The organism is Acidovorax sp. GW821-FHT11A03 (genome assembly GCF_058809075.1).
Window position 1 is genome coordinate 252,566 of sequence record NZ_JBXASG010000005.1, and the last position, 26,514, is coordinate 279,079.

Here is a 26,514-nt window from a genome sequence, read left to right on the forward strand (position 1 = left end):
GGCACGCTGCCCGTGCCAGAAGGCGGTGGGGCGGCGTGCGGAGTCAGGTGCAGTCTAGGGTGCGCGCTTTCAACGCCACGGCTTGTGGGGAATTGCGGGCATCTGGTAACCAGGTGCATCGCGGCGCCGGCTGCCAGCCCTGCGGCCCACCCGGGTTTCCCCTTGCGTAGTGGAGCGACTGTGCGCCCGGGCCTCTCTTGCGTACAGTGGCTGTCTCATGGCAAGGAGGCAAGGCATGCGGCAAGCGGCGACGACCAGCAGGGCAAGCAATACAAGCATCACGGGCAGTACGGGCAGTACCAGCAGGGCAGGCACCACCATCCTCGGCGCGCGGGGCGCCCGATGAATATCGCCCACCTGCTGCGCCGCAGCGCGCAACTGCATGCCCACCAGCCCGCCGTGCTGCAGGGCGACCAAGTGCTCTTCGACTACCAAACGCTGGGCGCACGCACCGCCGCGCTGGCCGCCAGCCTGCGCGCACGCTACGGCGTGCTGCCCGGCGACCGCGTGGCCATCTACGCCGCCAATGCGCCCGAGTACCTGGAGGCGCTGCACGCCATCGCGTGGGCCGGCGCCGTGTCCGTGCCCGTCAACTACAAGCTGCACGCCAAAGAGCTGGCCTACGTGCTGGCCGACTCCGGCGCGCGCGTGGTGCTGGTGTCCGAGGCCTTGCACCCCGCCGCGCGTGATGCGGGCGCAGACCCCGCAGCCACCCTGGTGCTGGGCTCCGCCGACTACCAGCATGCCGTGCAGCAGCACGGTGCGCCGATGCCCGTGCACGACCGCGCCCCGGACGACATCGCATCGCTGTTCTACACATCGGGCACCACCGGCCGGCCCAAGGGCGTGATGCAGACCCACCGCAACCTGCTGGCCATGACGGCCTGCTACTTCACCGACGTGGACGACGTGCTGCCCGGCGACGCCATGGTCTACGCCGCGCCCATGTCGCACGGCGCGGGTTTGTACAACTACGCCCAGGTGCTGCGCGGCGGGCGGCACGTGGTGCCGGTGTCCGGCGGCTTCGACCCCGCCGAGCTGGTGCAGCTGGCCGCATCGGTGGGCCAGCTCACCCTGTTTGCCGCGCCCACCATGGTGCACCGCCTGGTGGACCACGTGCGCGCCGCGGGTGCCGACGTGTCGGGCTTCAAAACGATCATCTACGGCGGCGGCCCCATGTATGCCGACGATCTGCGCGCCGCCATGGCCGTGATGGGCGACGATCGCTTCGTGCAGATCTACGGCCAGGGGGAAAGCCCCATGACCATCACCGCGCTGTCACGCGCGCACCTGGCCGACACCACCCACCTCCGCTGGGCCGACCGCATGGCCTCGGTCGGCGTCGCGCAGTCGCTGGTGGAGGTGCGCGTGGCCGACGCCCAAGGCCAGCCCCTGCCCACGGGCGAGACCGGCGAGGTGCTGGTGCGCGGCGACACCGTCATGCCCGGCTACTGGAACAACCCCGACGCCACCGCGCGCACGCTGCAGGGCGGCTGGCTGCACACCGGCGACCTGGGCGTGCTGGATGCCGATGGCTTCCTGACCCTGAAGGACCGGTCGAAGGACGTGATCATCTCCGGCGGCAGCAACATCTACCCGCGCGAGGTGGAAGAGGTTTTGCTGCTGCACCCCCAGGTCCGCGAGGTGGCCGTGGTGGGCCAGCACGATGCCGAGTGGGGCGAGGTGGTGGTGGCGTATCTTGTGGCGGGCGAGGGCGGGCCGGTGGGGGATGCGGTGCTGGATGCGCTGTGCGGAGAGCACATTGCGCGGTTCAAGCGGCCGAAGGTGTATCGGTGGGTGGAGGGGTTGCCCAAGAATAGTTATGGGAAGGTGTTGAAGACGGAGTTGAGGGGACGCGCCTAGAGATCGCTCGGCTTTGGCGGGCCGCAGCTTCAGGCGGGTTGCGGGCATGCGCCCCACTTTCGCGAATGGGTACCATCGGCCAGCTCCTGCCGTTCGATGCACCGAAATGGACGACAGGACAGTGCCCAGGGCTGAAGTCAACCCGCAGCCAACAGAAGCGTCCAAGGCTGGTGGAGCCCGGAGCCCTTCGCAATCAAGACCCACCCCCGCTTGTTCGAGATGCCGACCCTTCATCATGGATAAATTCTTGCTGCGGCAGCAGGTGCTGGAACGGCTCGCCGAAGACCTGCTGCAAGCCGAACAGGCAGTGCGTGCGGCCCATGAAACGGCGACCCACGAAGAAAACATCGCCGAAAACAAATACGACACATTGGGACTCGAAGCCGCCTACCTGGCCACCGGCCAAGCCCGGCGCGCCGAAGCCATCCGCCAGGCGATGGCCAATTGGCGCCAATTCCGCCCGCGACCCTACGACGCCAGCAAAGGTATACAGCTCGGCGCACTGGTTTGCCTGGTCGATTCCGACGACAAGCGGCAGCAGCTCTTTCTCGGTCCGGATGGGGGCAGCATGAAGCTGGTCAACGGCGCCCAGCCCGTTCAGGTCATCAGCAGCGAAGCCCCGCTGGGCAGGGCCATGCTGGGCAAATGCGAGGGGGATGAGGTGTCGATACAGGTCGCTCCAATCCGACAGCAGTTTGAGGTGCTGCGGGTTCAATAGGCCGCATGCAGGTTCACGCTGGATTGGCCCGGGTCAGCGGACGTTCAGGCATGGTGAACGTACCGGCTGGATGGCAGGGCCTGCAGCCCTTTGCAACCGGCCGCTGGGTCCGAGAAGTCACTGGCGCATGCATGACCGCCGCGTGACCTGGACCGTGAGCTCAGGGGGCCGACATCACTGGCCGCTTCGCAGTCGGCGGCGCCGACCTGCTCAGTAAACCCCCTCCCACCACGGTTATCCCACCCCGCCTACCATCCCGTCCTTCTTCCTTTCCCAAGGCCCTCCCATGCCCAACCCCACCACCCTCAAGATCGATTTCGTCTCCGATGTCTCCTGCCCCTGGTGCATCATCGGCCTGCGGTCGCTGGAGCAGGCGGCGGACCGCCTCAAGGACGAGGTGGCGCTGGACCTGCACTTTCAGCCGTTCGAGCTGAACCCGCAGATGGGCCCCGAGGGGCAGGACATCGGCGAGCACCTGCAAGAAAAGTACGGCGCGACGCCCGCGCAGAGCCAAAAAAACCGCGAGGCCATCGCGGCGCGCGGCGCGGAGCTGGGCTTTACCTTCAGCATGGACAAGCGCAGCCGCATCTACAACACCTTCGATGCGCACCGGCTGCTGCACTGGGCCGAAGAGAAGGGCGTGCAGCCCGCGCTGAAGAAGGCGCTGTTCAAGGCCTACTTCACCGACGGGCAGGACCCGAGCAACCACGAGGTGCTGGCGCGTGTGGCGGGCGAGGTGGGGCTGGACGTGGCCGAGGCGCGTGCGCTGCTGGCGTCGGATCGCTTCACGGACGAGGTGCGCGAGCGGGAGCAGTTGTATCTGCAAAGCGGCATCCATTCGGTGCCGGCGATCATCATCAACGAGCGGCACCTGATCCAGGGCGGCCAGCCGGTGGAGGTGTTCGAGCAGGCGCTGCGGCAGATTGCGGCGCAGCAGGCTGGATGAGGTGATGCTATTGAACTAATAGCTGTTCGCGCTTGCCAGTCAAGCGGTAGAGGCTGTTTTTATCAACAGAAAAGGGGCTCAAGGCCCCTTTTCTGTTGGTGGTGACGTACGTCCCGCTACGGCGACTGACGACGACCGCTTGTCACTTGCGCAGCGGGATGGCCGTGGCGCGGTCCACGGGCACGGCGGTCACGCTGTTCTGAGGGGAGCCGTCCACCAGCTTTTCTGAATACGTCAGGTACACCAGCGTGTTGCGCGGGGCGTCCACCATGCGCACGATGCGCAGGCGCTTGAACAGGATGGACATGCGTTCGCTGAAGACTTCTTCCTGCTTCTTGAGCGGCTCGGGGAAGCTGATGGGCCCGACCTGGCGGCAGGCGATGGAGGCCTCGGCGCGGTCCTCGGCCAGGCCCAGCGATCCCTTGATGCCGCCGGTGCGCGCGCGCGAGACGTAGCAGGTCACGCCCTGCACGCCGGGGTCGTCGTAGGCCTCCACGATGATGTCGTGGTCGCGGCCCAGCCACTGGAAGGCGGTGTCCACCGTGCCGATCTTCTCGCCCGTGGCCGCCAGCGCCGGCAGCACCACGGCCAGCGCGCCCGCCGCCGCCATGGCCCAGCGGCGGGCACGGCGCAGGCCGGTGGATGATTTCGTCACGCCGTGGCCCCGGCGTCGGCGCAGCGCTGTGCCAGATGGGCCAGCGCTTCTTCCACCTGGTCCACCAGCACCAGGCACAGGTCGCCGGGCTGCAGGCGCGCCAGGGCGGCGTCGATGGCAATGAATTCGCCGCGGATCTCTTCCACGTGCGTGGTGCGCGATGCGCCCACCAGGCCTTCGCGCAGCAGGGCCATCACTTCGCCGTCGGCACGGCCGCGCTGCGCGGCGTCCTGGTACAGGATCACGTCGTCGAACGCGGCACCCAGGATCACGGTCTGGTCGCGGATGTCCTCGTCGCGGCGGTCGCCCGCGCCGCTGATGACCACGCTGCGGCGCTTGGCGGGCAGCGCGTCCACGGCACCCACCAGGGCGCGCATGGCGTCGGGGTTGTGGCCGTAGTCGGCGATCACGGTGGCACCCCGGTAGTCCATGATGTTGAAGCGGCCGGGCGCGTTGTCGCTGTCGTTCACGAAGCCCGACAGGCCGCGGCGGATGGTCTGCCAGGGCATGCCCACGCCCCAGGCGGCGGCCACGGAGGCCATGACGTTCTCGACCTGGAAGCCGATCTTGCCGTTGCGCGTGATGGGCACATCGCGCAGGTGGATGGTCTCGCGCCACGAGCCTTCCGAGGCCACGATGGAGTCGCCGTCCACGTACACGGTGCGGTGGCCCTGCGCGCGGTGCGTGGCCATCACGGGGTGGTGGCGGTCGCTCGCAAAGAAGATGATCTTGCCGGGGCAGGCGGGCGCCATGGCCGCCACGATGGGGTCGGCGGCGTTGAGCACGCCATAGCCCGTGGTGGCCACGTTCTGCACGATCACGCGCTTGAGCACGGCCAGGTCTTCCACCGTGGTGATGTAGTTCAGGCCCAGGTGGTCGCCCGCGCCGATGTTGGTGACCACGGCCACCTGGCAGCGGTCGAAGCCCAGGCCTTCGCGCAGGATGCCGCCGCGCGCCGTCTCGAACACGGCCGCGTCCACCTCGGGGTGCAGCAGCACGTTGCGCGCGCTCTTGGGGCCGCTGCAGTCGCCGCTGTCGATCTGGCGGCCGTTCACGTACACGCCGTCGGTGTTGGTCATGCCCACGCGCAGGCCCTGGGCCGTGAACAGGTGGGCGATCAGGCGCGCCGTGGTGGTCTTGCCATTGGTGCCCGTGACGGCCACGACCGGAATGCGGCCGTCGTCGCCATGGGCGTACAGCTTGTCCACCATGGCCTGGCCCACGTTGCGCGGCTTGCCGTAGCTGGGTGCCAGGTGCATGCGCAGGCCGGGGGCGGCATTCACCTCGACGAAACCGCCGCCTTGCTCTTCCAGTGGGCGCAGCACGGTTTCGGCCACCATGTCGACGCCGCAGATGTGCAGGCCCACCATCTGCGCCGCGGCCACGGCGCGCGCGGCGACCTCGGGGTGCACGTCGTCGGTCACGTCGGTGGCGGTGCCGCCGGTGGACAGGTTGGCGTTGTTGCGCAGGATGACGCGCTGGCCCTTGGGCGGCACCGAGTCGGGCGTCAGGCCCTGCATGGCCAGGCGGGCCACGGCGATGTCATCCAGGCGGATCTTGGTGAGCGAGGTCGCGTGGCCTTCGCCACGGCGCGGATCCAGGTTGACCTGCTGGACCAGTTCGCGCACCGTGTGCTGGCCGTCGCCCAGCACCTGAGGCGGCTCGCGGCGCGCGGCGGCCACGAGCTGGTCGCCCACCACGAGCAGGCGGAAATCGTGGCCCGGCAGGAAGCGCTCGACCATCACCGTGCCGTATTCGGCCGCGGTGCGGAAGGCTTCCTCGAGCTGCGCGCGGTCGGTGATGTTCACCGTCACGCCCTTGCCCTGGTTGCCGTCCTGCGGCTTCACGACCACGGGCAGGCCCACCTTCTGGGCCACTTCCCAGGCCTCGTCGAGCGTCTCAACCGGCTTGCCCAGCGGCACCGGCACGCCGGCCGCATGCAGCAGGCGCTTGGTCAGGTCCTTGTCCTGGCCGATGGATTCGGCCACGGCGCTGGTCGAGTCGACCTCGGCGGCCTGGATGCGGCGCTGCTTGGAGCCCCAGCCGAACTGCACCAGGCTGCCGCGCGTGAGGCGCCGGTAGGGGATGCCGCGCGCCACGGCCGCATCCACGATGGAGCCAGTGCTCGGGCCCAGGCGCTCGTCTTCGTCGAGCTCGCGCAGCTTGGCGATTACCGCGTCGGCATCGAAGCCGCCGTGGCCGAGCGCGGCCTGGATGAGCTGCTGGGCGTCTTCGAACGCCTGGCGGCCCACTGCCTCTTCGCTGTACTCGACCACGACCTGGTACACGCCCGCGTCGGTGGTGGCGGTGGTGCGCGCGAAGGTCACGGGGCAGCCGGCCTGGGCCTGCAGGTTCAGCGCGGCCGTCTGCAGCACGTGCGCCAGGGAAATGTCGGTGCTCCCTTCGGCATGAAGGACGCCGATGGCGGGGAACAGGGCCCGCAGCCGCGCTTCGAATCCGGGCATCTGGCCAACGGCGCGTTCGGCTTCGGTGCAGGCAACCACGGCCTCGATGGCCATGTGGCGGCTCCAGAGGTTGGGGCCGCGCAGGGCCCGGGTGCGGGATACATCCATGGGGTCTCTTTCAGTAATCGTTCGGGGCTCGCGGGCCCCGTTCAAGTCGCGGGCGTTCGGTTCTCTACGGGCGGATCAGGAAGGCAGGCCCACCGGCGCCGGCAGGTCGGGCTCGAAGGTCTTGATGCCCGCGCCGATCAGGTCGGGGGCGATGTTGAGCGCCCACGCCGCGCCGATGGCGGCCAGCAGGGCATCGGTGTCCGGCATCACGGCGTTGCGCCCGAAGGTGAGGTCCGACAGCGAGCCCAGCACGTGCTCGGCGCTGCCGGTGGCCAGCACCACGCGGCCATTCTTCACGACCACGGCGCGGCCGTTGTCCGTGGCGCGGTGCTCCACGATCACGGGCAGCGTGGCGTCCTGGGCGTACAGCACCACGGCGCCATCCGACAGCGGGGCGAGGTCTGCCACCTGGGGGATGGCCGCGTTCAGCACGGCGGCGCCCTCGGCCAGCACCACGTCGACCTGGGTGCGCATCACCTTGGTCATCTGGTCCTGCTCGTGCACGTCGAATTCGGCCAGCGTTTCCACGCCGTCCATGTCGGTGACCACGCCCACCTGGCAGCGGTCATAGGCGAGGCCGTCGCGCAGGATGGTGCGCGCGTCGCTTTCGATCACGGCGGCCTGCACCATCTGGTTCATGAGCAGGCGGTGGGCGGCTTCCCAGTGGGCGCAGTCCGTGGTCTCGACGCAGCGGCGGTCCAGGAACAGGCCTTCGCGGCAGGCCAGGCCCGTGTGGTGCCCACCCAGGTGCAGCAGCCACGCCACCACGCGTGCGATGGTCGAGGTGCTGCGCGTGCCGGCCACGCCCACCACCGGAATGCGGCCGGCCTGGCCATCGCCGTCTTCGGACGGGAACAGGTGTTCCGCGATCGCCTGCCCCACCGGGCGCGGCGCGCCCACGGCGGGCTTGAGGTGCATCAGCAGGCCCGGGCCCGCATTGACCTCGACAATGGCGCCGCCCTGGGCGTGCAGGGGCTTGGAAATGTCCCTGGCCACCATGTCGATGCCGGCGATGTCGAGGCCCACCACCTTGGCGGCCAGCTGGGCGATGTAGGCCACCTCGGGGTGCACGTCGTCGGTGCAGTCCACGGCCACGTTGCCGTTGCGCTGCACCACCACCTGGCGGCCGGCGGCGGGCACGGAGCTGGCGTCGAGGTCCTGGCGCTTGAGCTCGAGCTGCACCTTGGTGTCGGTCGCCAGGTCGATGATTTCGAGCGGGTACTCTTCCTCATAGCCCCGGCGCGGGTCGGAGTTGAGCTGGGTGTCGATCAGTTCCTTGACGGTGGAGCGCCCGTTGCCGGTGATGCTGACCACCTCGCCGCGCGCCGCGGCCACCACCTTGCCGCCCACCACCAGCAGGCGGTGCTCGTCGCCGGGGATGAAGCTCTCGACCATCACGTCGCTGCCCTCGGGGTAGGCCACGTGGTAGGCCGCCTCGATGTCTTCCTTCTTGCGCAGGTCCAGCGTCACGCCCCGGCCGTGGTTGCCGTCGGAGGGCTTGACCACCACGGGCAGGCCGATGTCCTCGGCCGCTTCCCAGGCTTCCTCGGGGCTGTTGACCACGCGGCCTTCGGGAATGGGCACGCCGCAGGACTTGAGCAGGCTCTTGGTCAGGTCCTTGTCGCTCGCGATGCCCTCGGCGATGGCGCTGGTGAATTCGGTCTCGGCCGTCCAGATGCGGCGCTGGCTGGCGCCATAGCCCAGCTGCACGAGGTTGCCGTCGTTCAGGCGGATGTGCGGGATGCCCCGGTCGGTGGCGGCCGTCACGATGCAGGCGGTGCTGGGGCCCAGGTACTGGTCATCGACCTCGGTGCGCACGCGGGCCACGGCGGCCTGCACGTCAAAGGGCTCGTCGTTGATCGCCGCCATGATCAGGCCATGGCCCTGGGCCAGGGCCATGCGTGCCACCTGCTCGTCGCGGGCGCGGAACACCATGCGGTACACGCCGCGCTGCGAGGTGCTGCGGGTCTGGCCGAAGCCGGTGGGCATGCCCGCCAGGTTCAGCAGCTCGATCACGATGTGCTCCAGCACGTGGCCGCACCAGGTGCCTTCCTGCAGGCGCTGCAGGAACCCGCCGCGCTCGCCCACGCCGCAGTGGTGCTCGATCAGCGCGGGCAGCCAGGCGGTGAGGCGCTCGTTGAAGCCGGGGAGGAGGTTGGAGGGATGGTCCTCCAGTTCTCCCAGGTCCAGCCAGACCTCCAGCACGGGCCGGTAGGTCCAGATATTGGGGCCGCGCAGGTAGTTGATGCGAAGCAGTTGGATATCGTTGAGTTTCGCCATGGATTGCAGCGGGTGTGTTTCCGGCCTTTTGCGGGCCTTGCTGGGAAAAGGTGACTTTGTGGACGATGATTGTGCGCCAGACTGGAGCCGGGATGCGGTGTCAGCCAGATGACTGCCGCACACGTTACAGCGGGACGCCGCCGCGCCGTGGGGCGCAGTATGGGGGAGAATTCGCGCTTTCGCGAGATCGGTCACCGCAGGCTGCCGGGGGCGGAAATACCAACCAAAAATGCAACATCACCATTCTGTGGACGCCTCGGGTGTCTTTTCCGGCCCCGTGGGGGCCGATTTGCGGGCCATGCTCGCTCCCAAAGAGAACGTACTGGCAGCGCTCCAGGTTGACCTGAGCACGGCCCTGCGTTTCGCGGCGGGCTGGGTGGTGGTGACGTCCGAGCGCCTGCTGGCCTGCGATCCGGGTACCACCGCCTGGCGCGGCTGGCCCCTGGGCGACGGCCTGGCCCTGCGCCTGCAGGACCACGGGGGCGTGGGTTCGCTGGAATTGCACGATGCGCGGGCGCGCCTGGCCCTGTGGCGCTTCACCCTGTCACAGCATGCCCAGGCACTGCGCCTGGTGCAGCGTTTCGAGCAGCAAAGCGCGCGGGGCGAGGCGGACGCCGCCGAGGAGGCCGACGAGCCCACCTGTCCCACCTGCCACACGCCGCTGCCCCCCGATACGGAGGAGTGCCCGGCCTGTGCCCGCGCCCAGCCGCCCCAGACCTCCACCTGGGTGCTGCTGCGCCTGTGGCGCTTTGCCCGGCCCTACCGCAAGCAGCTGGCGGCCGGCTTCGGGCTGACGCTGGCCTCCACCGCCGCCACCCTGGTGCCGCCGTACCTCACCATCCCGCTGATGGATGACATCCTCATCCCGTTCCAGAACGGCAAGCAGATTGAACCGGGCCTGGTGCTGCTGTACCTGAGCGGCCTGCTGCTGTCCGCCCTGGCGGCCTGGGGCCTGTCCTGGGCGCGCACCTACATCCTGGCGCTGGTGTCCGAGCGCATCGGCGCCGACCTGCGCACCACCACCTACGAGCACCTGCTGCGCCTGTCGCTCGACTATTTCGGGGGCAAGCGCACCGGTGACCTGATGGCGCGCATCGGCTCGGAGACAGACCGCATCAACGTTTTCCTTTCCTTGCATGCCCTGGATTTCGTGACCGATGTGCTCATGATCATGATGACGGCGGCCATCCTGTTCTCCATCAACCCCTGGCTGGCGCTGGTCACCCTGGTGCCTCTGCCCTTCATCGCCTGGATGATCCACACCGTGCGCGACCGCCTGCGCACCGGTTTCGAGAAGATCGACCGGGTCTGGTCCGAGGTGACCAATGTGCTGGCCGACACCATCCCCGGCATCCGCGTGGTCAAGGCCTTCGCCCAGGAAAAGCGCGAGGCCCAGCGCTTTCGCGACGCCAACCAGCACAACCTGGAGGTCAACGACAAGCTCAACAAGACCTGGTCGCTGTTCACCCCCACGGTGTCGCTGCTCACCGAAATCGGCCTGCTCGTGGTCTGGGCCTTCGGCATCTGGCTGGTGTCGCGCAACCAGATCACGGTGGGCGTGCTCACGGCCTTCATCGCCTACATCGGGCGCTTCTACAGCCGGCTCGACTCCATGAGCCGCATCGTCTCGGTCACGCAGAAGGCGGCGGCCGGCGCCAAGCGCATCTTCGACATCCTGGACCACGTGAGCAACGTGCCCGACCCGGCCCAGCCGGTGAAGGTGGACAAGGTGCAGGGCGCCATCGCCATGCGCAACGTGGGTTTCCGCTACGGCAGCCGCGCGGTGATCAAGGGGCTGGACCTGGATATCCGCCCCGGCGAGATGATCGGCCTGGTGGGACACAGCGGTTCGGGCAAGAGCACCCTGGTGAACCTGATCAGCCGCTTCTACGACGTGAGCGACGGCTCCATCCAGGTCGATGGCGTGGACATCCGCCGCTTCGCCGTGGCCGACTACCGCCGCCACATCGGCCTGGTGCTGCAGGAGCCCTTCCTGTTCTTCGGCACCATCGCCGAGAACATCGCCTACGGCAAGCCCGAGGCCACGCGCGAGGAGATCGTGGCCGCCGCCCGCGCGGCCCACGCGCACGAGTTCATCCTGCGCCTGCCGCATGGCTACGACTCGCTGGTGGGCGAGCGCGGCCAGGGCCTGTCGGGCGGTGAGCGCCAGCGCATCAGCATCGCGCGTGCGCTGCTGATCGACCCGCGCATCCTGATCCTCGACGAGGCCACCTCGGCCGTGGACACCGAGACCGAGAAGGAAATCCAGAAGGCACTGGACAACCTGGTGCAGGGCCGCACCACCATCGCCATCGCCCACCGCCTGTCCACCCTGCGCAAGGCCGACCGCCTGGTGGTGATGGACCGCGGCGAGGTGGTGGAAGTGGGCCCCCACGACGAACTCATGGAGAAACAGGGCGCCTACTGGCGGCTGTACGAAGCCCAGGCCCGCCGCGCCGAGGAAGACGCGCAGGCCGCCGGCGTCATCATCGACAGCAGCCTGCTGCACCCGGCCCACCCGGCCGGCAATTCGTGACCGCCACCGTGGGAACCGCCATGAACACAACCACCTTCACCCTGGTGTCGCAGCCTGAATTCACCCTGGCCCGCAATCCGCACGGCCGGCTGGTCCTGACCCTGCCCGATGGCACCGTCCACGAAGGTATCACCCCCGTGCGGGCCTTCCCCATTGCCGCGCCGGCGCACGGGCTCTCCTTGATCGGTTCGGATGGCCACGAGCTGCTGTGGATCGACCGGCTCGACCAGCTGGAGGCCACCGCGCGCCAGCTCATCGAAGAAGAGCTGGAAGTGCGCGAGTTTGTGCCCACTATTGAAAAAATCGTTGCCGTGTCGAGCTTTTCGACCCCCAGCACCTGGGATGTGGAGACGGATCGCGGACCCGCCAAGCTGGTGCTCAAGGCCGAGGAAGACATCCGCAGGCTGGGGGGGCGCACCCGGCTGCTGATCGCGGGCGGGGACGGGGTCCAGTTCCGGGTCCAGGACACCACCGCGCTGGACCGGCATTCGCGCCGGCTGCTCGAACGCTTCCTCTGACGCGCCAGCCCCGCCATACCGGGGCCCTTCCCGCACAGGATCGCCGGTAACCCATGGTGGGCGTTTCGGGCCCGCCGCTGGCGGCTGCCGGCGGCATTCCACCCCAAAAAGCAACACGCAACCCGCGTGGTTGCCACCGCCTGCGTGTTCAATCCGCGCGCCCGGCCATTCATCAGGCCCTTTGGCGGCCTGAAAATCGCGACAAAGGTAGGTGTAAACCCTTAATTTTGGGCAATCGGTGAAAAAGACCTAAATTTCCCCTTCTTTTTGCCGTAATGAATGTACGAAGAGGCCAAAAGACCCTCTGTCATTCATCTCAACTACGGGCCATTGCCATGCAAATGCCACCTGTCGATCGATCGCCGAGTTGGCGTCCTCAGGGCGCTGATTTGTATTCCACTGGCGCCTCTGGCGCGCCACCGGTGCGTCCCATCAACGCATCCAACCCCGTCGAGTCCATGGACCGGATGGGCGAGGGCGCAATCGTGCGCGAGCCCGACAAGCCGTCGGCGCCCGACGTGGCGAACCGGGACTGGACCGAGGTGAAAAAAAAGGACACCGTGGAAGAACCGCCAGAGCCGCCCAAGGAGCCAATCTACAAGCAGCTGCTGGAGCTCATCCAGTCGATGTGGCGGGCCAGCGGCAGTGCGGTGGAAGTGGCGCAGGACATCAACCGGATGACCTTGCAGGAGCGCCTGGCCCAGCAGGTCAAGAACGAGCCGCTGACGTACTCGGACCCCAAGATCAAGCGCACGGGCGGCCTCTAGCCCGCCGCCTGCGCTGCGTGCTGGGCCGGTGGCACCGGTACCGCGCTGCCCGCAGTGGCTGTTCCTTGCTTCTTTTGCATTTTTTTGGCCGGTGGCGCGCAATGCTGCCGCCCGCAGCCCGTCCCTTGTGCGGATCGGCTTCCCACCCCCAGCGGCGCCTGCGGGGTGATGCTCCTGAAAATATAGCTGAAGGTGCTTATCCAATAAGCCTAAAACACCTTTTTTAACCCGGATCTGGCTGCCCGCGCGGCGCGCTTGCCTGCGGGAGGGGATGGTCAGCCGTCCACCCGGGCGGGCTCAGGGCTGGCTGCCGGAGGCGGGCTGGCGGGCGGCCTGGGCTGCCTTGTTGCGGTCCCGCTCCGCGCGGTATTTGGCGGCGAAGACGCGAACCTCTTCGTACGACACATAGCCGTCGCCGTCCGTGTCCGCCTCGTCAAACGCGGCCGCCAGGCGGGGAAAGAGCTTGACCTCGGTGCGGCTGAGCTTGCCGTCGCCGTTGAAGTCCAGCATCTTGAAATCGCGCATGGCCTTGATCTCGCCCTTGGTCTGCCCCGTGCCGGGCTCGGCGGGCGCGCTCGCCGTAGGCTCTGGCGGCGGTGCGGCAGGGGCCTGGGCCAGCGCGGCGGAGCCCATGGTGGCCAGCACGGCGCCCATTAGGCAGGCGGCCAGGGAAATTCTCTTGCGCAACACATCTTCCTTCAGTGGGGTTCGGGGGACGATGTTGGCACAGTTGGTGGGCCGCCGGCGGATTGCAACCGGGGCTTTGCAGGCTTTCACCCGGCGTTGCAGGACTTTGCAGAACTTTTCGCGGCAAGAGCCCGGACCATCGCCACCCCCTGCCTCAGCCGCCCCCGGCACGCAGGGGGTTGGAGATGCCGCTGTTCACATGTCCCGCGGGCACATGGCGCGCTGCCGACGTCACATGGCCCGTCTGGTCGTCGAAGAAGAAGTCCGGCTCGAACTCGCGCAGGAACTCGCCCTTGGGCAGGCCGCCCAGGAACATGGCTTCGTCCACGTCGATGTTCCAGTCCATCAGCGTGCGGATCGCGCGTTCGTGCGCGGGTGCGCTGCGCGCCGTGACCAGGGCCGTGCGGATGCGCATGCCGGTGGCGCCGCCGGATTCTCCGGCGGATTGCAGCCGGTGCAGCGCCGCGAGCAGGGGCTTGAAGGGGCCGTCGGGCAGGGGCAGGGCCGCCTTGTCGGTCTCGTGCTGCTGGAACGCGGCCAGGCCCTCGGCCTGGTACACCCGCTCGGCCTCGTCGGAGAACAGCACGGCGTCGCCGTCAAAGGCAATGCGCACTTCCTGCGGGTTCGCGTCGCCGGCCCGCACCGACTCGGTGACCACCCGCGCGGCGGGGTAGCCCAGGTGCAGGGCCTCGCGCACATCGGCCTCATTCGCCGACAGGAACAGGTGCGCGCCCAGCGGCCGCAGGTAGCGGAACGGGTCGCGCCCCTGGGTGAACACGCCGCGCTGGATGGTCGGCAGGCCATGGGCATTGCATGAGCGGAACACGCGCATGCCACTGACCGGGTCATTGCGCGAGAGCAGCACCACCTCCACCCGCTGGTGCTCGGAGGTGTTGAACGCGAGCAGCTTGCGCACCAGGGAAAACGCCACGCCGGGCGCGGCGGGCACATCCAGGCGCTGGCGCTGCAGCTCCACGTAGGCGCGGTCATCGCTCTCGTGTTCGAAGACGCGGTTTTCTTCCTCGAAGTTGAACAGCGCGCGCGAGGAGATCGCCACCACCAGCTTGTCGTCCAGGGTCACGGCCATAAAGTCACTTCACAAACTGATTCAGCTGGATGATGGGCAGCAACACGGCCAGCACGATCAGCATCACGATCATGCCCATGCCGACGATGAGCAAAGGCTCCAGGATGGTGGCCAGCGCCATCGCGCGGCGCTGCACCTCGGTGGAAAGCTGCCGTGCGGCGCGCTGCAGCATCACCGGCAACTGCCCGGTCTGCTCGCCCAGGCGCGCGAACATCGACAGCAGGCCGGGAAAACGCTTTTTCTGTGCCAGCGCCGAGGCCAGGGGTGCGCCTTCGCGCACCAGCACCAGCGCGTCCAGCGCGTCGGCGCGCAGCGCGCGGTTGTTCAGGGTTTCGGCGGCGGCTTGCAGGGCTTTCAGGATGGGCACGCCCGCGCCCGCCAGCATGGCCAGCGTGCCGGCAAAGCGCGCCGCGTTGTAGCCGCGCGCCAGCTTGCCCACGAGGGGCAGGTTGAGCCAGGCGGCATCGAATTTTTCACGGATATGCCCAATGGTCAGTGCCCAGCGTGCGCCAAAAACCATCAAGACAAAAGCAATCAGCACCATCAAGCCATAGCTGCGCACAAAAGCGCTGATACCCAGCATGGCCACCGTGAGGAACGGCAGCGCCCGCTTGGTGCCCGCGAACACGCTGGCCACCTGGGGCACCACGTAGCCGACGAGGAAGAGCACGATCACGATGGCCACGATGGTCACGATGGCCGGGTACAGCGCAGCGCCCACCAGCTTGGCCTTGAGCGCCTGGCGCTCTTCCAGGTCGTCGGCCAGGCGCTCCAGCACCAGGCCCAGGTTGCCGCTGTGTTCACCCGCGCCGATCACGGCGCAGTAGATGTCCGAGAACTCGCGCGGGTGCTGCGACAGCGCGCGGGCGAACGTGGCGCCGGCATTCACCTCGGCGCGCAGCGCGGCCACCAGGTGGCGCTGGCGCTCGTCGTCGGCCTCTTCCGACAAGGCGGTGAGGGCGCGTTCGAGCGGCAGCCCGGACGACACCAGCCCGGCGATCTGGCGCGTCCAGATGGCCAGCGCGGTGGCACCGAACACCGGCCGGGTGAACAGCCGCTGGCCGAGGCTGGCGGCGCTCCCGTCCAGCGACTGTCCGGTCTGCACCAGTTCCACGGCCAGCGGCACCAGGGCCTGGGCCCGCAGCAGGCTGCGCGCCGCCTTGGCGGTGTCGGCCTCCATGAGGCCCTTGCGGGTCTGGCCCTGGGCGTCCAGGGCTTCAAAGGAAAAAGCGGGCATGCGGGCGTGGGCGGTAAGGCGTGGGCGTCAGGAAATCACACAACGGTGGGTGGAGGCAGAAATGCCCTGCAGTCCGAGATGGTAGCCGCTACCCGAGGCCACTTGCCGCGCCGTGGGTCCCGCTGTCGGAGGCGTGATCCAGGTCAAGGCGCCGGCACCCCGGGCGCGCAGAATGAAAAAAACGGACCTGTGGCATCGGGTTGCAGGTGTTCTGAATGAACCAGGAGTCTTTCATGTTGAAGAACAAGGTGGCGTTGGTCACGGGGGCATCGTCGGGCATCGGGCGTGCCATTGCGCTCGTGTGGGCGCGCGAAGGCGCCAAGGTCGTGGTGTCGGATGTGAACGTGCCGGCGGGCGAGGAAACGGCTGCGCTGGTGCGTGCGGCGGGCGGCGACGCCATTTTTGTGGCCGCCGACGTGGGCAAGCCCGCAGACTGCGAAACGCTGGTCAACCGCACGGTTGCCCACTATGGCCGTCTGGACGTTGCCTGCAACAACGCTGGCATCGGCGGCCCGCAGGCACCCACCGCCGACTATCCGCTGGAGGGCTGGGCGCAGGTCATCAACATCAACCTGTCGGGCGTGTTCTACGGCATGAAGTACCAGATCGCGGCCATGCTCAAGAACGGCGGTGGCGCCGTCATCAACATGGCGTCCATCCTGGGCTCCGTGGGGTTTGCCACGGCGCCGGCCTATACGGCCGCCAAACACGGTGTGGTGGGGTTGACCAAGGCGGCAGCCATTGAATACGGGGCCCATGGCGTGCGCATCAATGCCGTGGGGCCCGCCTTTATCCACACGCCGATGATCAGCGGTCTGGAGCAGGACGCCGGCGTCAAGGCCATGCTGGTGGGCGCGCACCCCATCGGCCGCCTGGGGCAGCCCGAAGAGGTGGCCGAGCTGGTGGCTTGGCTGGCGTCCGCCAAGGCGTCATTTGTCACCGGGGCGTATTACCCGGTGGATGGCGGATATCTGGCGCGGTGAAGCCTGGGCGACAGGGGGGTGTGTGGTGATTCAGGCTGGCAAAGGCAGGCCTGTGGCCCGAAGAGTGCCGTGGGCCTGCGCCGCGATGTCCAGCGAGCGCAGCCGCAGCGCCGGGTCGTACACGTCGCTCACCAGCATGAGCTCATCGGCGCCCGTGGCCTCGCTCAGTTGCTCCAGGCCTGCTCGCACGGTGTCCGGCCCGCCGATGACGGCGGCGGCCAGAAAGTCTCCGATGGCCGCACGTTCCTGCGGCTGCAGGCGCGCGGCGTAGTTTTCGATGGGTGGCAGCAGGCGGCGGCGGTCGCCCGTCAGGATGCCCAGCACCCGCTGGTAGGTGCTGCTGGCCAGGAACTCCGCTTCCTCGTCCGTGGGCGCTGCAATCAGGGGCACCCCGATCGCCACATAGGGCTTGGGCCAGGCGGCGGACGGGCGGTACAGGTTGCGGTACAGGTCGATGGCCTGGTGCAGCAGGCGCGGCGCGAAGTGCGAGGCAAAGGCATAGGGCAGGCCGCGCTCCGCCGCCAGTTGCGCCGAGAACAGGCTGGAGCCCAGCAGCCAGATGGGCACATTGGTGCCTGCGCCGGGCATCGCGATCAGGCGCTGGTTGGGTTCTGCCGGTGCCAGCAGGCGCTGCAGCTCGGCCACGTCCTGCGGAAAGTCGTCGGCCGTCTCCACCCGGCTGCGGCGCAATGCGCGCATGGTGGTGGGGTCGGTGCCCGGCGCGCGGCCCAGGCCCAGGTCGATGCGGCCGGGGTACAGCTCGGCCAGGGTGCCGAAGGCCTCGGCCACCACCAGCGGCGCGTGGTTGGGCAGCATGACGCCGCCCGAGCCCACGCGGATGCGCGAGGTGCCCCCCGCGATGTGCCCCACCAGCACGGCGGTGGCCGAGCTGGCGATGCCCGCCATGTTGTGGTGCTCCGCCAGCCAGTAGCGGGCAAAGCCCAGTTTTTCGGCGTGCTGCGCGGTGCGCAGGGCAATCTGCAGCGCGTCGGCGACGGTGCCGCCTTCGCGGACGGCGACCAGGTCGAGCATGGACAGGGCGGGGCGGGTGGCGGTGGAAGTCATGGGTGCATTGTCCGGCGGCCACCACATTCGTGCAGGCCGGGTGCCAGAGCTGGCAGCGGCTGAAGGGTTGCCCTGGGCCGCGTGCGCGGAGAGGCGATTTTTTGGTAGCCAAAAATGCGCCGCACCCACAAAATGTTTCAAGGCATTTCTGCCGGGACGATTTCCGGTTTCCCGCACGAGGCCTTTACTGGGACCAAGCATGGGTTTTTTCAGCCGCCTGTTCAAGATCCGGGAGCAAGACCCTGCCAGCCCCGACACCACCTGGGCCATGGAAGACAACGGCAGCGAGCTGGTGCTGGACGCCGAATACGCCTCCATGCTGATGACCGAGATCGACATCGACGCGGCCATCGCCAGCCACGAGCGCTGGCGCCTGCAGCTGCAGGACATGGTCAATGGCCGCTCGCAGGAGGTCATGCGGCCCGACCGCATCTGCCAGGACGACCGCTGCGACCTGGGCCGCTGGCTCTACGGCACGGGGCGCGTGCGGTTGGGGCACTTTCCGGCGTTCGACATGCTGGTGGCGCGGCACAAATACTTCCACCAGCAGGCGGCCGATGTCGTGACCCTGTTCCAGGCGGGGGAGCAGCAAAAGGCCGTGCAGCTGCTCAACGGAAGCTGCCGCCACGCATCCAACCAGGTGCTGCTGCTGCTCAAGGAGCTCAAGCGGGGCCTGGGGCGCTGAATCCCGGGGGCAGCCGCATGACTGGGCGCGGCACAGCGGCTGACCAATACCGTCGAATGCTATGTTTTGTGCAGCGTGATGTGATTGACCAGTAAGCGCCTGGAGCGTTTTTTCACATTCCCGGCTGTTCTGGCACGGCAATGGCTGCGGCCATCAGCGCCGCCGCGCCCGCCGCCAGCATTGGCACACAGTTCTTACATCTGCAGACACCGCCAGGGGCCGGAAACGGCACTGGCGTGGCTATCCTTCGGCGCGCGCCCACCACTGCTTGCGGTTGGTTGCGCAAAAAAACAATCAGACCAAGATCAATCAACTGACTGACGTCAGAGAGGGAACCCCGATGGACCGCCGTAAATTGTTGACGCTTGTGACCCTGGCTTCCGGCGTGAGCGCCGTATCGCCCGTGTGGGCGCAGTTCGACCTGGGCAAGATGCTGGATGCGGGCAAGGACCTCGCCAAGTCCGAAAGCCTGTCGGACGAAGAACTCAAGAGCACGTTCGACCAGATGTCCGCCGAGATGGACCGCCAGAACAAGGTGGCCCCCGCAGGCAACCCCTACGCGACCCGCCTCACCAAACTCACCTCGGGCCTGGGCACGCACGACGGCCTCAAGATGAATTTCAAGGTCTACCTCACGCCCGAGATCAACGCCTTTGCCATGGCCAACGGCACGATCCGCGTGTATTCGGGCCTCATGGACAAGTTCACCGACGACGAGGTGCGCTACGTGATCGGCCACGAGATCGGCCACGTCAAGGCCGGCCACACCAAGGCCCGCATCCAGACCGCCCTGCGCACCAGCGCGCTGCGCAACGCCGTGGCGTCGAGCAACGGCAAGGCCGGTGCCATCGCCAGCTCGCAGCTGGGTGACCTGTTCGAGAAGGTGGTACGCGCCCAGCACTCGCAAGGCAACGAGCGCGAGGCCGATGACTACGCCATGGGCTTCATGAAGGCCAAGCGCTACCAGCCCGCGGCCTGCGTGACGGCCCTGGAAAAGCTCGCCGCCATGTCGGGCGGGGATTCCACCAGCTTCCTGTCCACGCACCCCTCGCCCAAGGAGCGTGCCGACCGGCTCAAGACGCAGGTGGCCTGACCCTGTCATTGCCGCAGAAACCCTGGTGGGGCTATACCGCGCCTTCGGGCGCGGTATTTTTTTGCCTGTGGCACGCCGGCATTCCGGCGGGTGGCCGGGCGAAGCCGCAGCGGGGCGCCGTCTTGCGGGCGCCCGGGGGTCAGTAGCTGCGCCCGCCCTTGTACATCGCATGCTGGCGCCGGTTGAGCGTGGCCGCTTCCCCCAGCCGCCCCATGGCCGCACCGGCATGCGCGTGGGTGATGGCCATGCCCAGGCCGTCGGCCGCATCGGTGCCCGGCAGGCCGGGCAGGCACAGCAGGCGGCGCACCATCTCCTGCACCTGGCTCTTGGCCGCGCGGCCATGGCCGACCACGGCCTTCTTCATCTGCAGCGCGGTGTATTCGGCCACGGGCAGGTTGCTGGCCACCAGGGCCGTGATGCAGGCGCCGCGCGCCTGGCCCAGCAGCAGGGTGGACTGCGGATTGACGTTGACGAACACGATCTCGACCGAGGCCACATCGGGCTCGTAGCGCGCGGCCACTTCGGTGATGCCGTCGAACAGGATCTTCAGGCGCCCGGGCAGGTCACCCAGCGCCAGCGTGGTGGTGCGGATGGTGCCGCTGGCCACGTAGCTGAGCTGGTGGCCGTCCATGTCCACCACGCCGAAGCCGGTGGTCTGCAGGCCGGGGTCGATGCCGAGAATGCGCATTTGCTATTTATTTGATAGCTACCAGCGCTTGTTGGTAAAGCGCTGGCGGCCGATTTTATTGTCAGAGGCCGAAGTACCAGCGCACCGAATGGAAGAACACCGGCGCCGCGAAGCACAGGGCGTCCACCCGGTCGAGCAGGCCGCCCGCGCCGGTGACGGACATGCCCTGCATGCCCCAGCTCGTGATGCCACGGTCGCGCTTGAGCGCCTTCATCACCAGGTGCCCCAGGCTGCCCGCCACGCAGGCCAGCAGCGCCATGCCCAGCGCCTGCCCGGGCTTGAAGGGCGTGATGAAGGTGAGCAGCGTGCCCACCAGCCCGCCCACGCCCACGCCCGCCAGCCAGCTCGCCCACTGGAAGCTCTGGCTGACCTGCGGCGCCACGGGCTTGTGCGGAAAGCGCCGGCCCAGGAGATGCTGCACCACCATGCAGGTCTGCACCACGAAGACGAGGAAGAACACCAGGAAAGCGCCCTTGTCGCGGTAGCCCGGAAAGTCGAGCAGCAGCAGCGCGGGCACATGGCTCATGCCGTACACGCAGACCATGATGCCCCACTGCAGCTTGGCGTTGCGCTCCAGGAACCGCTGCGGGTCGTTGGCCAGCGCGCTCACCACGGGCAGGGCCAGGAACACGTAGACGGGGATGAACACCGTGAACAGGTCGAAGTGCTTGCTGCCCACGATCCAGAACTGCAGCGGCAGCACCACGAAGAAGGCCAGCACCAGGCTGCGGTGGTCGCCCCGGCGCGTGGGCGAGAGCGTGATGAACTCGCGCAGCGCGAAAAAGCCCACGATCGCGAAGAGCACGGTGGCCACGGTGTCGCCCAGCACCCAGCCCACCCAGAACACGGTGGCCATCATCCACGAGGTCTTGAGCAGGCCCCAGAAGCGCTTGGCCTCCAGCGCGCGCGCCTCGGATTCGGGATCGTCGCCCGCGTGCTCGCGCAGGTTGCGCACGAAGGCCCAGACGGTGACGATGGACAGGATGCCGAACACGACCAGGAACAGGGCCCCGATCTGCTGGGTGGCGGTGAGGTTGCGCAGGAAGTTGTTCATGTCCGTGCCGCCCCCGGGGGCGCGGCGATAGGCGAGGGCAGGGGCTTGGGGATCGTCATGGTCAGACTTCCCGCAGCGCGATCACGGCGCGGCGTGCGCGGTCCAGGAACGGACGGCGTTCTTCACCCGCTTCGAGCTGGACGGGTGCGCCAAAGGTCACGGAACACAGGATGGGCACGGGCACCACTTCGCCCTTGGGCATCACGCGCTGCACGTTGTTGATCCAGGCGGGCACCAGCACCACCTGCGGGAACATCTGCGCCAGCTTGAACAGGCCCGACTTGAACGGCTGCGGCTCGTCGCCATGGCCGCGCGTGCCCTCGGGGAAGATCACGATGGAGTCGCCGCTCTCCAGCGCGCGCACCAGCGGCGCCAGCGGGTCCGACTCGGGCAGCGCGGCGCGCAGCGCCTCGGGGCTGGGCGGGCGGGGCGGGGCTTCGGGCGAGGGGTCGGGGCCGCCGGCCATGGCGGTGTCGGCATCGGCCGGGGCCGCGGGCGCGCCCCCGGGCTCCGCCGCCACGGCCGCGGTCGGCCGCGCGGGCGTGGCCTGCCGGTCCACATAGACGGCGTTGAACACGGCCGTGGTGATCCATTGCCGCAAGGGCGTCTTGGTCCAGTAGTCCTTGGCCGCGATGGGGCGGGTGATGCTGCGCAGCTCCTCGGGCAGCGCGGCCCAGATCAGCACCATGTCGGCATGGCTCTGGTGGTTGGCGAAGTAGATACGCTGTTCGGCCTTGGGCGGGCAGCCATACCAGCGGGCCTGGGAGCCGGTGAGAAACCGCACGATCCCCAGCAGAAAAAGACTCATCAACTTGGCAAGCATGGCGGGGATGATACGTGGCGTGCGCCCTGCGGCGTGCGCTGCCGTGGCGGACTGCGGGCGGGCGGCCACCCCCGCTGCACCTACACCCAGATGCGGTACGCCCAGAACGCTTCGTCGCCGTAGATGCCGTCATACAGTGCCTGCGGTGCGTAGCCGGTGACGCGCCGGGTGACGCGGCACAGGTGCGACTGGTCCGAGAAACCTGCGCCCGCCGCCACATCGGCCCATTTCACCGTGCCGTGGACAGCCTCGGCCGCGATGGTGTCGAAGAACGCCTGCTCGGCCTTGCCGAAGCCGCGCAGCTCGCGCAGCGGCAGCCCTGCCCAGCGCTTGATGCGGCGCTCCAGCTGGCGCAGGCTGCGGCCTGTGGCCGACACGGCGGCGCGTTGCGCGAGGTGCATGGCCCAGTCGCCATAGCGCTGCGCCTGCAGCGCTTGCGCGGGGCGGCAGGCTTGCCAGCGGGGCTCCAGAAATGCTTCCAGGCACGCCATGCGGGCCGCGTCGTCGGGCTGGTGCTGCACGGCTTCGCACATCGCGATCCAGTCGGACGGCAGCACGGTTTGCGCGTCCACCATGCGGTCGGTCAGCGTCTCGGGCTCCAGGCCGATGAGCTGGTGCAGCGCATCGGGCATGAACATCACCATCATGGCGTGGGTGGGATGGGCGCAATAGCTGGTGCTGGGCCGAGTGTGCGGGCCCGTCAGCACCCAGCGACCGGGGTAGGCCTCGCGCGGGCTGTGCAGGCCGGGCATGGTGTCGGGGCGCTCGGGCACCAGGCATTCGCTGCGACCCTCAAACCACCAGCTCAGGCTGCACAGGGGCGTGGCCGGAAAGCGGTTGATGCGTTGCTCGTCACGGAGCGTGTAGCCCAGCGTGCTGCGCACCATGGCACCGCGCAGGCAGGCCGACAGGCTGGCGCGCGGCAGCCACAGCTGGCCCGAGGGGATCAGCCCCTGTGGATGCCGTGCGGAAGGTGGGACCAGGGTTGCCATGGGGCGCGAGTGTAGGCCAGGGGCGATGTCGAATTCGTTCAATACCCGGCGGCTGCTGCATTGCACCATGCACGGCATGAACACCACGACCACCACTCCCGCCGCGACCGCTCCGATACCCCCCGCCACCGCCCAGGCCGCACGGCCTGGCGGCCCTGCCCGCCGCTGGTGGGGGCTGCCCCTGCTGCGCGACATGCGCGCCGACTACCTGGGCTTTGTCGTGCGGCTGCAGCGCCGCCATGGCGACCTCACCCGCATGCGCCTGGTTCATGAGGATGCATGGGACCTCATGTCGCCCGAGCTGGTGCGCGAGGCGCTGGTCACCCATGCCGACCAGCTGATCCGCTGGGAGCGCGGGATTGCCGTGTTCGAGCAGGTGTTCGGCCAGAGCGTGCTGGTCACCGAGGGCGACACCTGGCAGCGCCAGCGCCGCATGCTGATGCCCGCGTTCAGCCCCAGGCGCGTGGCGGGCTACGCGCAACTGATGACCGATGCCGCCCGCAGCGCGCTCGATGCCGCCGTGCCCGCCGGCCAGGCCGAGGCGCTGGTGCCCATGGACACACTGTGGACCGGCGTGGCGATGGACGTGATCCTGCGCACGCTGTTCAGCGAGTCGGCAAAGGCCGATGCGCGCGACGCCGCCTGGGCCACGCAGACGCTGTCGGAGACGGCGTTCCGCGAAATGTTCATGCCCTTCACGCTGCCCGACTGGCTGCCCCTGCCCGGCAAGTCCGCCAAGCGGCGCGCGCTCAAGGCGCTCCGGGGGCTGGTGCAGCGCCACATCGATGCGCGCAGGCGGGAAGAGGGCGGCCCGGCGGGCGCTCCGCCGCGCACCGACCTGCTGCACATGCTCCTGGCGCTGCGCGACGAATCCACGGGCGAGCCGCTGTCGCCGCAGGAGATCTTCGACCAGTGCATGGTCAGCTTCCAGGCCGGGCACGAAACCAGCGCCACCACGCTGCTGTGGTGGAGCCGCCTGATGGCCGAACACCCCGAGGCCGCGCAGCGCGCGCAGGCCGAGGTGGACAGCGTGCTGCCCCCGGGCCAGACGCCCGGCCCCGAGCATCTGGCCCGGCTGCCCTTTCTGGCCGCCACGCTCAAGGAGGCGCTGCGCCTGTACCCGCCGATTGCCGCGCTGATGACCCGGCGCACCACCGCGCCCATCACGCTGGGGGGCGTGGCCGTGCCCCAGGGCGCGATGCTGCGCATCACGCCTTGGGTGCTGCACCGGGATGAACGCTGGTTTGCCCAGGCCGACCGGTTCGTGCCCGAGCGTTTTCTGGACGATGCCCCGGCCATCCCCAAGGGTGCATGGGTACCGTTCGGCGTGGGCCCGCGCGTGTGCATTGGCCAGCACTTCGCGATGCTGGAGATGACGCTGCTCGCGGCCATGCTGCTGCAGCGCTATCAGCTGCGGTTGCCGGGTGGGGCGCCCGCGTGCGCGCCAAGGCTGCACGTGACCTTGCGGCCTGACGGGCCGGTGATGGTGCGGCTGGCGCGGCGGTGCTAGGCGCGCCGCACGGGCGGGTGCAGGGCCAGGTGCCCCCAGGCCCTGCGGTGGCGCAGGGCCCGCCCCGTCACGGCAGCTCCGCGCTGCCCATGCGCGCCAGAATCGTCCGCGACCGGCCCGCCAGATACGCGGACCCGGGTGTTTTCTCGAAGCGCTTGGGGGCCGGGAGCATCACCGCCAGGCGCGCGGCCTCGCCGGCGGTGAGTTTGCTGGCGCTCTTGCGAAAGTAGTGCTGCGCGGCCGCCTCGGCGCCGAACACGCCTTCGCCCCACTCCACGCTGTTGAGGTAGATCTCCAGGATGCGCTGCTTGGAGAGCAGTTGCTCCAGCAGCAGCGTCAGCACGAACTCCTGGCCCTTGCGCAGCAGCGTGCGCTCGCCCGAGAGCAGCAGGTTCTTGGCCAGTTGCTGCGTGATGGTCGAGCCGCCCCGGATCTTCGGGGCGCGCACGGGGCGGTCGGGGGCGCGGGCCTGCGCCTTGCTGGCCTGGGCCTCGGCCTTGGCGTTGCGCTCCCAGGCCTTCTCGATGGCCGTCCAGTCCACGCCGTCGTGGCTCACGAAGCCATCGTCTTCCGACGCGATCACGGCGCGCTTGAGCGAGTCCGAGATGCTCGCGTAGGGCACCCATTGCTGGCGCCAGCGCACCTGGCCCGTGCTGGACAGCTGCGCCCAGGCCTCGGAGCGCTGGAAGCTGGTGGATTCCGGGTCGATGGCCACCATGGCCGCGATGCGGACCACGAAGAACAGCTGCAGCGCCACGAAGGCGAGCACCACCAGTCCCAGCCAGCGCAGCACGGCTTTCATCGCAGCGTGTCCTTGTTCCGTGGGTTCAGTCAGAGGGCGGATTGGAGTTCGGCCAGCACCTGGGCCGACGGCGGGCGCACCCCGCGCCACAGCAGGAACGCTTCGGCGGCCTGCTCCACCAGCATGCCCAGGCCGTCGCGCGGCACGGCGCCGTGGCGCCGGGCCCAGTCCAGAAAACCCTGCGCTGCGGGGCCATACATCATGTCGTAGGCCAGGCAGCCCGGGCGCAGCACGTGGGCGGGCACCGGCACCTCGGCACCGGCAAGGCTGCTGGCCGTGGCATTGATGATGACATCAAAATTGGCATCTAGCGCTTGTGGGGTAAGCGCTAGCAGCTCTGATTCTTGTAGTGAGGCCAGTGCGCTGTGCGATTGCACCAGGGCCTGTGCCTTGGCCAGCGTGCGGTTGGCCACGGTGATGTGGCGCGCACCGGCCCGCAGCAGCGGGCCCAGCACGCCCGCAGCGGCGCCACCGGCGCCCACCAGCAGCACATCGCGCCCCGCCAGAGAGATGCCCGCGTTGCGCGTGATGTCGGCCACCAGGCCCAGGCCGTCGGTGTTGTCGGCATAGATGCCGCCGTCGGCGCGGAAGGTCAGGGTGTTGGCCGCACCGGCCAGTTGCACGCGGTCGCTGCATTCGGTGGCGAGACCGGGCGCCTCGGTCTTGAAAGGCACGGTGACATTGCAGCCGCGCCCGCCCTGGGCTGCGAAGTCGCGCACGCCCTGCGCAAAACCATCCATGGGCACCAGGCGGCGCTCGTAGGCGATGTGCTCGCCCGTCAGTTCGGCGAAGCGGGCGTGGATGGCGGGCGAGCGGCTGTGCGCCACCGGGTTGCCCATCACGCAGTACAGGTCGGGGGCGAGAGGCGAAGGTGTCATGGGAACAACAAGGGCTGCATGCAGGGAGCGGGGTCAGGCCGGGGCTGCCGCGGAACGGGCTTTGCCAGGCGGCT

The 26,514-nt window shown here is 68.6% G+C and carries 23 protein-coding genes; 10 read left to right on the top strand and 13 right to left on the bottom strand.

Going from position 1 to position 26,514, the window contains the following annotated elements:
- Positions 1–342 precede the first annotated feature (342 nt).
- The 3 genes from AC1RVY_RS14390 (at position 343) to AC1RVY_RS14400 (ending at position 3,527) form a co-directional block, all read left to right on the top strand.
- A complete protein-coding gene (locus AC1RVY_RS14390; protein WP_492806927.1) occupies positions 343–1,863 on the top strand; it encodes an AMP-binding protein in 1,521 nt (506 codons plus the stop codon).
- 235 nt (positions 1,864–2,098) lie between these two features.
- On the top strand, positions 2,099–2,581 hold the full coding sequence (locus AC1RVY_RS14395) for a GreA/GreB family elongation factor (RefSeq protein ID WP_369643345.1): 483 nt from the start codon (positions 2,099–2,101) through the stop codon (positions 2,579–2,581).
- A gap of 286 nt (positions 2,582–2,867) precedes the next feature.
- Positions 2,868–3,527 (top strand): DsbA family oxidoreductase, encoded by a 660-nt coding sequence (locus AC1RVY_RS14400; protein ID WP_218339713.1) that lies wholly within the window; start codon positions 2,868–2,870, stop codon positions 3,525–3,527.
- Between the two features lie 142 nt (positions 3,528–3,669).
- Here AC1RVY_RS14400 and AC1RVY_RS14405 read toward each other — a convergent pair whose 3' ends face one another.
- From AC1RVY_RS14405 to AC1RVY_RS14415, 3 genes are all read right to left on the bottom strand, one after another.
- Complete coding sequence (locus AC1RVY_RS14405; RefSeq protein ID WP_255591068.1) at positions 3,670–4,137, bottom strand: CreA family protein; 468 nt, start codon at positions 4,135–4,137, stop codon at positions 3,670–3,672.
- 41 nt (positions 4,138–4,178) lie between these two features.
- Positions 4,179–6,755 carry a cyanophycin synthetase gene (gene cphA, locus AC1RVY_RS14410; protein ID WP_492806928.1) on the bottom strand — a complete coding sequence of 859 codons (2,577 nt, stop codon included), beginning with the start codon at positions 6,753–6,755 and terminating at the stop codon, positions 4,179–4,181.
- A gap of 75 nt (positions 6,756–6,830) precedes the next feature.
- Positions 6,831–9,035: a cyanophycin synthetase gene (locus AC1RVY_RS14415; RefSeq protein ID WP_492806929.1), complete on the bottom strand. Its 2,205-nt coding sequence runs from the start codon at positions 9,033–9,035 to the stop codon at positions 6,831–6,833.
- A 229-nt stretch (positions 9,036–9,264) separates the two neighbouring features.
- Here AC1RVY_RS14415 and AC1RVY_RS14420 point away from each other — a divergent pair, with 229 nt between their 5' ends.
- The 3 genes from AC1RVY_RS14420 (at position 9,265) to AC1RVY_RS14430 (ending at position 12,856) form a co-directional block, all read left to right on the top strand.
- Positions 9,265–11,571, top strand: a complete 2,307-nt coding sequence (locus AC1RVY_RS14420; protein WP_218296098.1) for a cyanophycin metabolism-associated ABC transporter — start codon at positions 9,265–9,267, stop codon at positions 11,569–11,571.
- Between the two features lie 20 nt (positions 11,572–11,591).
- Positions 11,592–12,089 (top strand): cyanophycin metabolism-associated DUF1854 family protein, encoded by a 498-nt coding sequence (locus AC1RVY_RS14425; protein WP_218296097.1) that lies wholly within the window; start codon positions 11,592–11,594, stop codon positions 12,087–12,089.
- Positions 12,090–12,424: 335 nt separating this feature from the next.
- Positions 12,425–12,856 carry a hypothetical protein gene (locus tag AC1RVY_RS14430; RefSeq protein ID WP_218296096.1) on the top strand — a complete coding sequence of 144 codons (432 nt, stop codon included), beginning with the start codon at positions 12,425–12,427 and terminating at the stop codon, positions 12,854–12,856.
- A 297-nt stretch (positions 12,857–13,153) separates the two neighbouring features.
- Here AC1RVY_RS14430 and AC1RVY_RS14435 read toward each other — a convergent pair whose 3' ends face one another.
- From AC1RVY_RS14435 to gspF, 3 genes are all read right to left on the bottom strand, one after another.
- Entirely contained in the window at positions 13,154–13,543 is a 390-nt protein-coding gene (locus AC1RVY_RS14435; protein WP_492806930.1) for an EF-hand domain-containing protein, read from the bottom strand.
- Positions 13,544–13,697: 154 nt separating this feature from the next.
- Positions 13,698–14,630, bottom strand: a complete 933-nt coding sequence (locus AC1RVY_RS14440) for a 5'-nucleotidase (protein ID WP_218339710.1) — start codon at positions 14,628–14,630, stop codon at positions 13,698–13,700.
- Positions 14,631–14,634: 4 nt separating this feature from the next.
- Positions 14,635–15,867, bottom strand: a complete 1,233-nt coding sequence (gene gspF, locus AC1RVY_RS14445; RefSeq protein ID WP_218296094.1) for a type II secretion system inner membrane protein GspF — start codon at positions 15,865–15,867, stop codon at positions 14,635–14,637.
- A 233-nt stretch (positions 15,868–16,100) separates the two neighbouring features.
- On the opposite strand from gspF, the gene AC1RVY_RS14450 reads away from it, so the two are divergent.
- Complete coding sequence (locus AC1RVY_RS14450; protein WP_492806931.1) at positions 16,101–16,850, top strand: SDR family NAD(P)-dependent oxidoreductase; 750 nt, start codon at positions 16,101–16,103, stop codon at positions 16,848–16,850.
- Positions 16,851–16,880: 30 nt separating this feature from the next.
- Here AC1RVY_RS14450 and AC1RVY_RS14455 read toward each other — a convergent pair whose 3' ends face one another.
- Entirely contained in the window at positions 16,881–17,915 is a 1,035-nt protein-coding gene (locus tag AC1RVY_RS14455; RefSeq protein WP_218296092.1) for an LLM class flavin-dependent oxidoreductase, read from the bottom strand.
- A gap of 199 nt (positions 17,916–18,114) precedes the next feature.
- Between AC1RVY_RS14455 and AC1RVY_RS14460 the strand changes: the two genes are divergently transcribed.
- Together AC1RVY_RS14460 and AC1RVY_RS14465 are read left to right on the top strand one after the other, a co-directional pair.
- Positions 18,115–18,600 (top strand): CZB domain-containing protein, encoded by a 486-nt coding sequence (locus AC1RVY_RS14460; protein WP_218296091.1) that lies wholly within the window; start codon positions 18,115–18,117, stop codon positions 18,598–18,600.
- A gap of 340 nt (positions 18,601–18,940) precedes the next feature.
- Positions 18,941–19,693 (top strand): M48 family metallopeptidase, encoded by a 753-nt coding sequence (locus tag AC1RVY_RS14465; RefSeq protein WP_218296090.1) that lies wholly within the window; start codon positions 18,941–18,943, stop codon positions 19,691–19,693.
- A gap of 139 nt (positions 19,694–19,832) precedes the next feature.
- On the opposite strand, the gene ruvC is transcribed toward AC1RVY_RS14465, so the two are convergent.
- From ruvC to AC1RVY_RS14485, 4 genes are all read right to left on the bottom strand, one after another.
- Positions 19,833–20,381 carry a crossover junction endodeoxyribonuclease RuvC gene (gene ruvC / locus AC1RVY_RS14470; protein ID WP_218339705.1) on the bottom strand — a complete coding sequence of 183 codons (549 nt, stop codon included), beginning with the start codon at positions 20,379–20,381 and terminating at the stop codon, positions 19,833–19,835.
- Between the two features lie 61 nt (positions 20,382–20,442).
- Positions 20,443–21,435 carry a phosphatidate cytidylyltransferase gene (locus AC1RVY_RS14475; protein ID WP_218296088.1) on the bottom strand — a complete coding sequence of 331 codons (993 nt, stop codon included), beginning with the start codon at positions 21,433–21,435 and terminating at the stop codon, positions 20,443–20,445.
- 61 nt (positions 21,436–21,496) lie between these two features.
- Positions 21,497–22,258, bottom strand: coding sequence for a lysophospholipid acyltransferase family protein (locus AC1RVY_RS14480; RefSeq protein WP_218339704.1), 762 nt, complete (start codon positions 22,256–22,258; stop codon positions 21,497–21,499).
- Positions 22,259–22,338: 80 nt separating this feature from the next.
- Complete coding sequence (locus AC1RVY_RS14485; protein WP_492806932.1) at positions 22,339–23,250, bottom strand: AraC family transcriptional regulator; 912 nt, start codon at positions 23,248–23,250, stop codon at positions 22,339–22,341.
- Positions 23,251–23,326: 76 nt separating this feature from the next.
- On the opposite strand from AC1RVY_RS14485, the gene AC1RVY_RS14490 reads away from it, so the two are divergent.
- Positions 23,327–24,760 carry a cytochrome P450 gene (locus tag AC1RVY_RS14490; RefSeq protein ID WP_492806933.1) on the top strand — a complete coding sequence of 478 codons (1,434 nt, stop codon included), beginning with the start codon at positions 23,327–23,329 and terminating at the stop codon, positions 24,758–24,760.
- 67 nt (positions 24,761–24,827) lie between these two features.
- On the opposite strand, the gene mtgA is transcribed toward AC1RVY_RS14490, so the two are convergent.
- Both mtgA and aroE read right to left on the bottom strand, forming a co-directional pair.
- Positions 24,828–25,562: a monofunctional biosynthetic peptidoglycan transglycosylase gene (gene mtgA, locus AC1RVY_RS14495; RefSeq protein ID WP_218296084.1), complete on the bottom strand. Its 735-nt coding sequence runs from the start codon at positions 25,560–25,562 to the stop codon at positions 24,828–24,830.
- A 29-nt stretch (positions 25,563–25,591) separates the two neighbouring features.
- Entirely contained in the window at positions 25,592–26,440 is an 849-nt protein-coding gene (gene aroE / locus AC1RVY_RS14500; RefSeq protein ID WP_492806934.1) for a shikimate dehydrogenase, read from the bottom strand.
- Positions 26,441–26,514: the final 74 nt, after the last annotated feature.

Bases quoted from the DNA above. Each gene is read 5' to 3' on its own strand.
- AC1RVY_RS14390 (WP_492806927.1), top strand. From the start codon at position 343: ATGAATATCGCCCACCTGCTGCGCCGCAGCGCGCAACTGCATGCCCAC.
- AC1RVY_RS14395 (WP_369643345.1), top strand. From the start codon at position 2,099: ATGGATAAATTCTTGCTGCGGCAGCAGGTGCTGGAACGGCTCGCCGAA.
- AC1RVY_RS14400 (WP_218339713.1), top strand. From the start codon at position 2,868: ATGCCCAACCCCACCACCCTCAAGATCGATTTCGTCTCCGATGTCTCC.
- AC1RVY_RS14405 (WP_255591068.1), bottom strand. From the start codon at position 4,137: ATGGCGGCGGCGGGCGCGCTGGCCGTGGTGCTGCCGGCGCTGGCGGCC.
- cphA (WP_492806928.1), bottom strand. From the start codon at position 6,755: ATGGATGTATCCCGCACCCGGGCCCTGCGCGGCCCCAACCTCTGGAGC.
- AC1RVY_RS14415 (WP_492806929.1), bottom strand. From the start codon at position 9,035: ATGGCGAAACTCAACGATATCCAACTGCTTCGCATCAACTACCTGCGC.
- AC1RVY_RS14420 (WP_218296098.1), top strand. From the start codon at position 9,265: ATGCAACATCACCATTCTGTGGACGCCTCGGGTGTCTTTTCCGGCCCC.
- AC1RVY_RS14425 (WP_218296097.1), top strand. From the start codon at position 11,592: ATGAACACAACCACCTTCACCCTGGTGTCGCAGCCTGAATTCACCCTG.
- AC1RVY_RS14430 (WP_218296096.1), top strand. From the start codon at position 12,425: ATGCAAATGCCACCTGTCGATCGATCGCCGAGTTGGCGTCCTCAGGGC.
- AC1RVY_RS14440 (WP_218339710.1), bottom strand. From the start codon at position 14,630: ATGGCCGTGACCCTGGACGACAAGCTGGTGGTGGCGATCTCCTCGCGC.
- gspF (WP_218296094.1), bottom strand. From the start codon at position 15,867: ATGCCCGCTTTTTCCTTTGAAGCCCTGGACGCCCAGGGCCAGACCCGC.
- AC1RVY_RS14450 (WP_492806931.1), top strand. From the start codon at position 16,101: ATGTTGAAGAACAAGGTGGCGTTGGTCACGGGGGCATCGTCGGGCATC.
- AC1RVY_RS14455 (WP_218296092.1), bottom strand. From the start codon at position 17,915: ATGACTTCCACCGCCACCCGCCCCGCCCTGTCCATGCTCGACCTGGTC.
- AC1RVY_RS14460 (WP_218296091.1), top strand. From the start codon at position 18,115: ATGGGTTTTTTCAGCCGCCTGTTCAAGATCCGGGAGCAAGACCCTGCC.
- AC1RVY_RS14465 (WP_218296090.1), top strand. From the start codon at position 18,941: ATGGACCGCCGTAAATTGTTGACGCTTGTGACCCTGGCTTCCGGCGTG.
- ruvC (WP_218339705.1), bottom strand. From the start codon at position 20,381: ATGCGCATTCTCGGCATCGACCCCGGCCTGCAGACCACCGGCTTCGGC.
- AC1RVY_RS14475 (WP_218296088.1), bottom strand. From the start codon at position 21,435: ATGAACAACTTCCTGCGCAACCTCACCGCCACCCAGCAGATCGGGGCC.
- AC1RVY_RS14480 (WP_218339704.1), bottom strand. From the start codon at position 22,258: ATGCTTGCCAAGTTGATGAGTCTTTTTCTGCTGGGGATCGTGCGGTTT.
- AC1RVY_RS14485 (WP_492806932.1), bottom strand. From the start codon at position 23,250: ATGGCAACCCTGGTCCCACCTTCCGCACGGCATCCACAGGGGCTGATC.
- AC1RVY_RS14490 (WP_492806933.1), top strand. From the start codon at position 23,327: ATGAACACCACGACCACCACTCCCGCCGCGACCGCTCCGATACCCCCC.
- mtgA (WP_218296084.1), bottom strand. From the start codon at position 25,562: ATGAAAGCCGTGCTGCGCTGGCTGGGACTGGTGGTGCTCGCCTTCGTG.
- aroE (WP_492806934.1), bottom strand. From the start codon at position 26,440: ATGACACCTTCGCCTCTCGCCCCCGACCTGTACTGCGTGATGGGCAAC.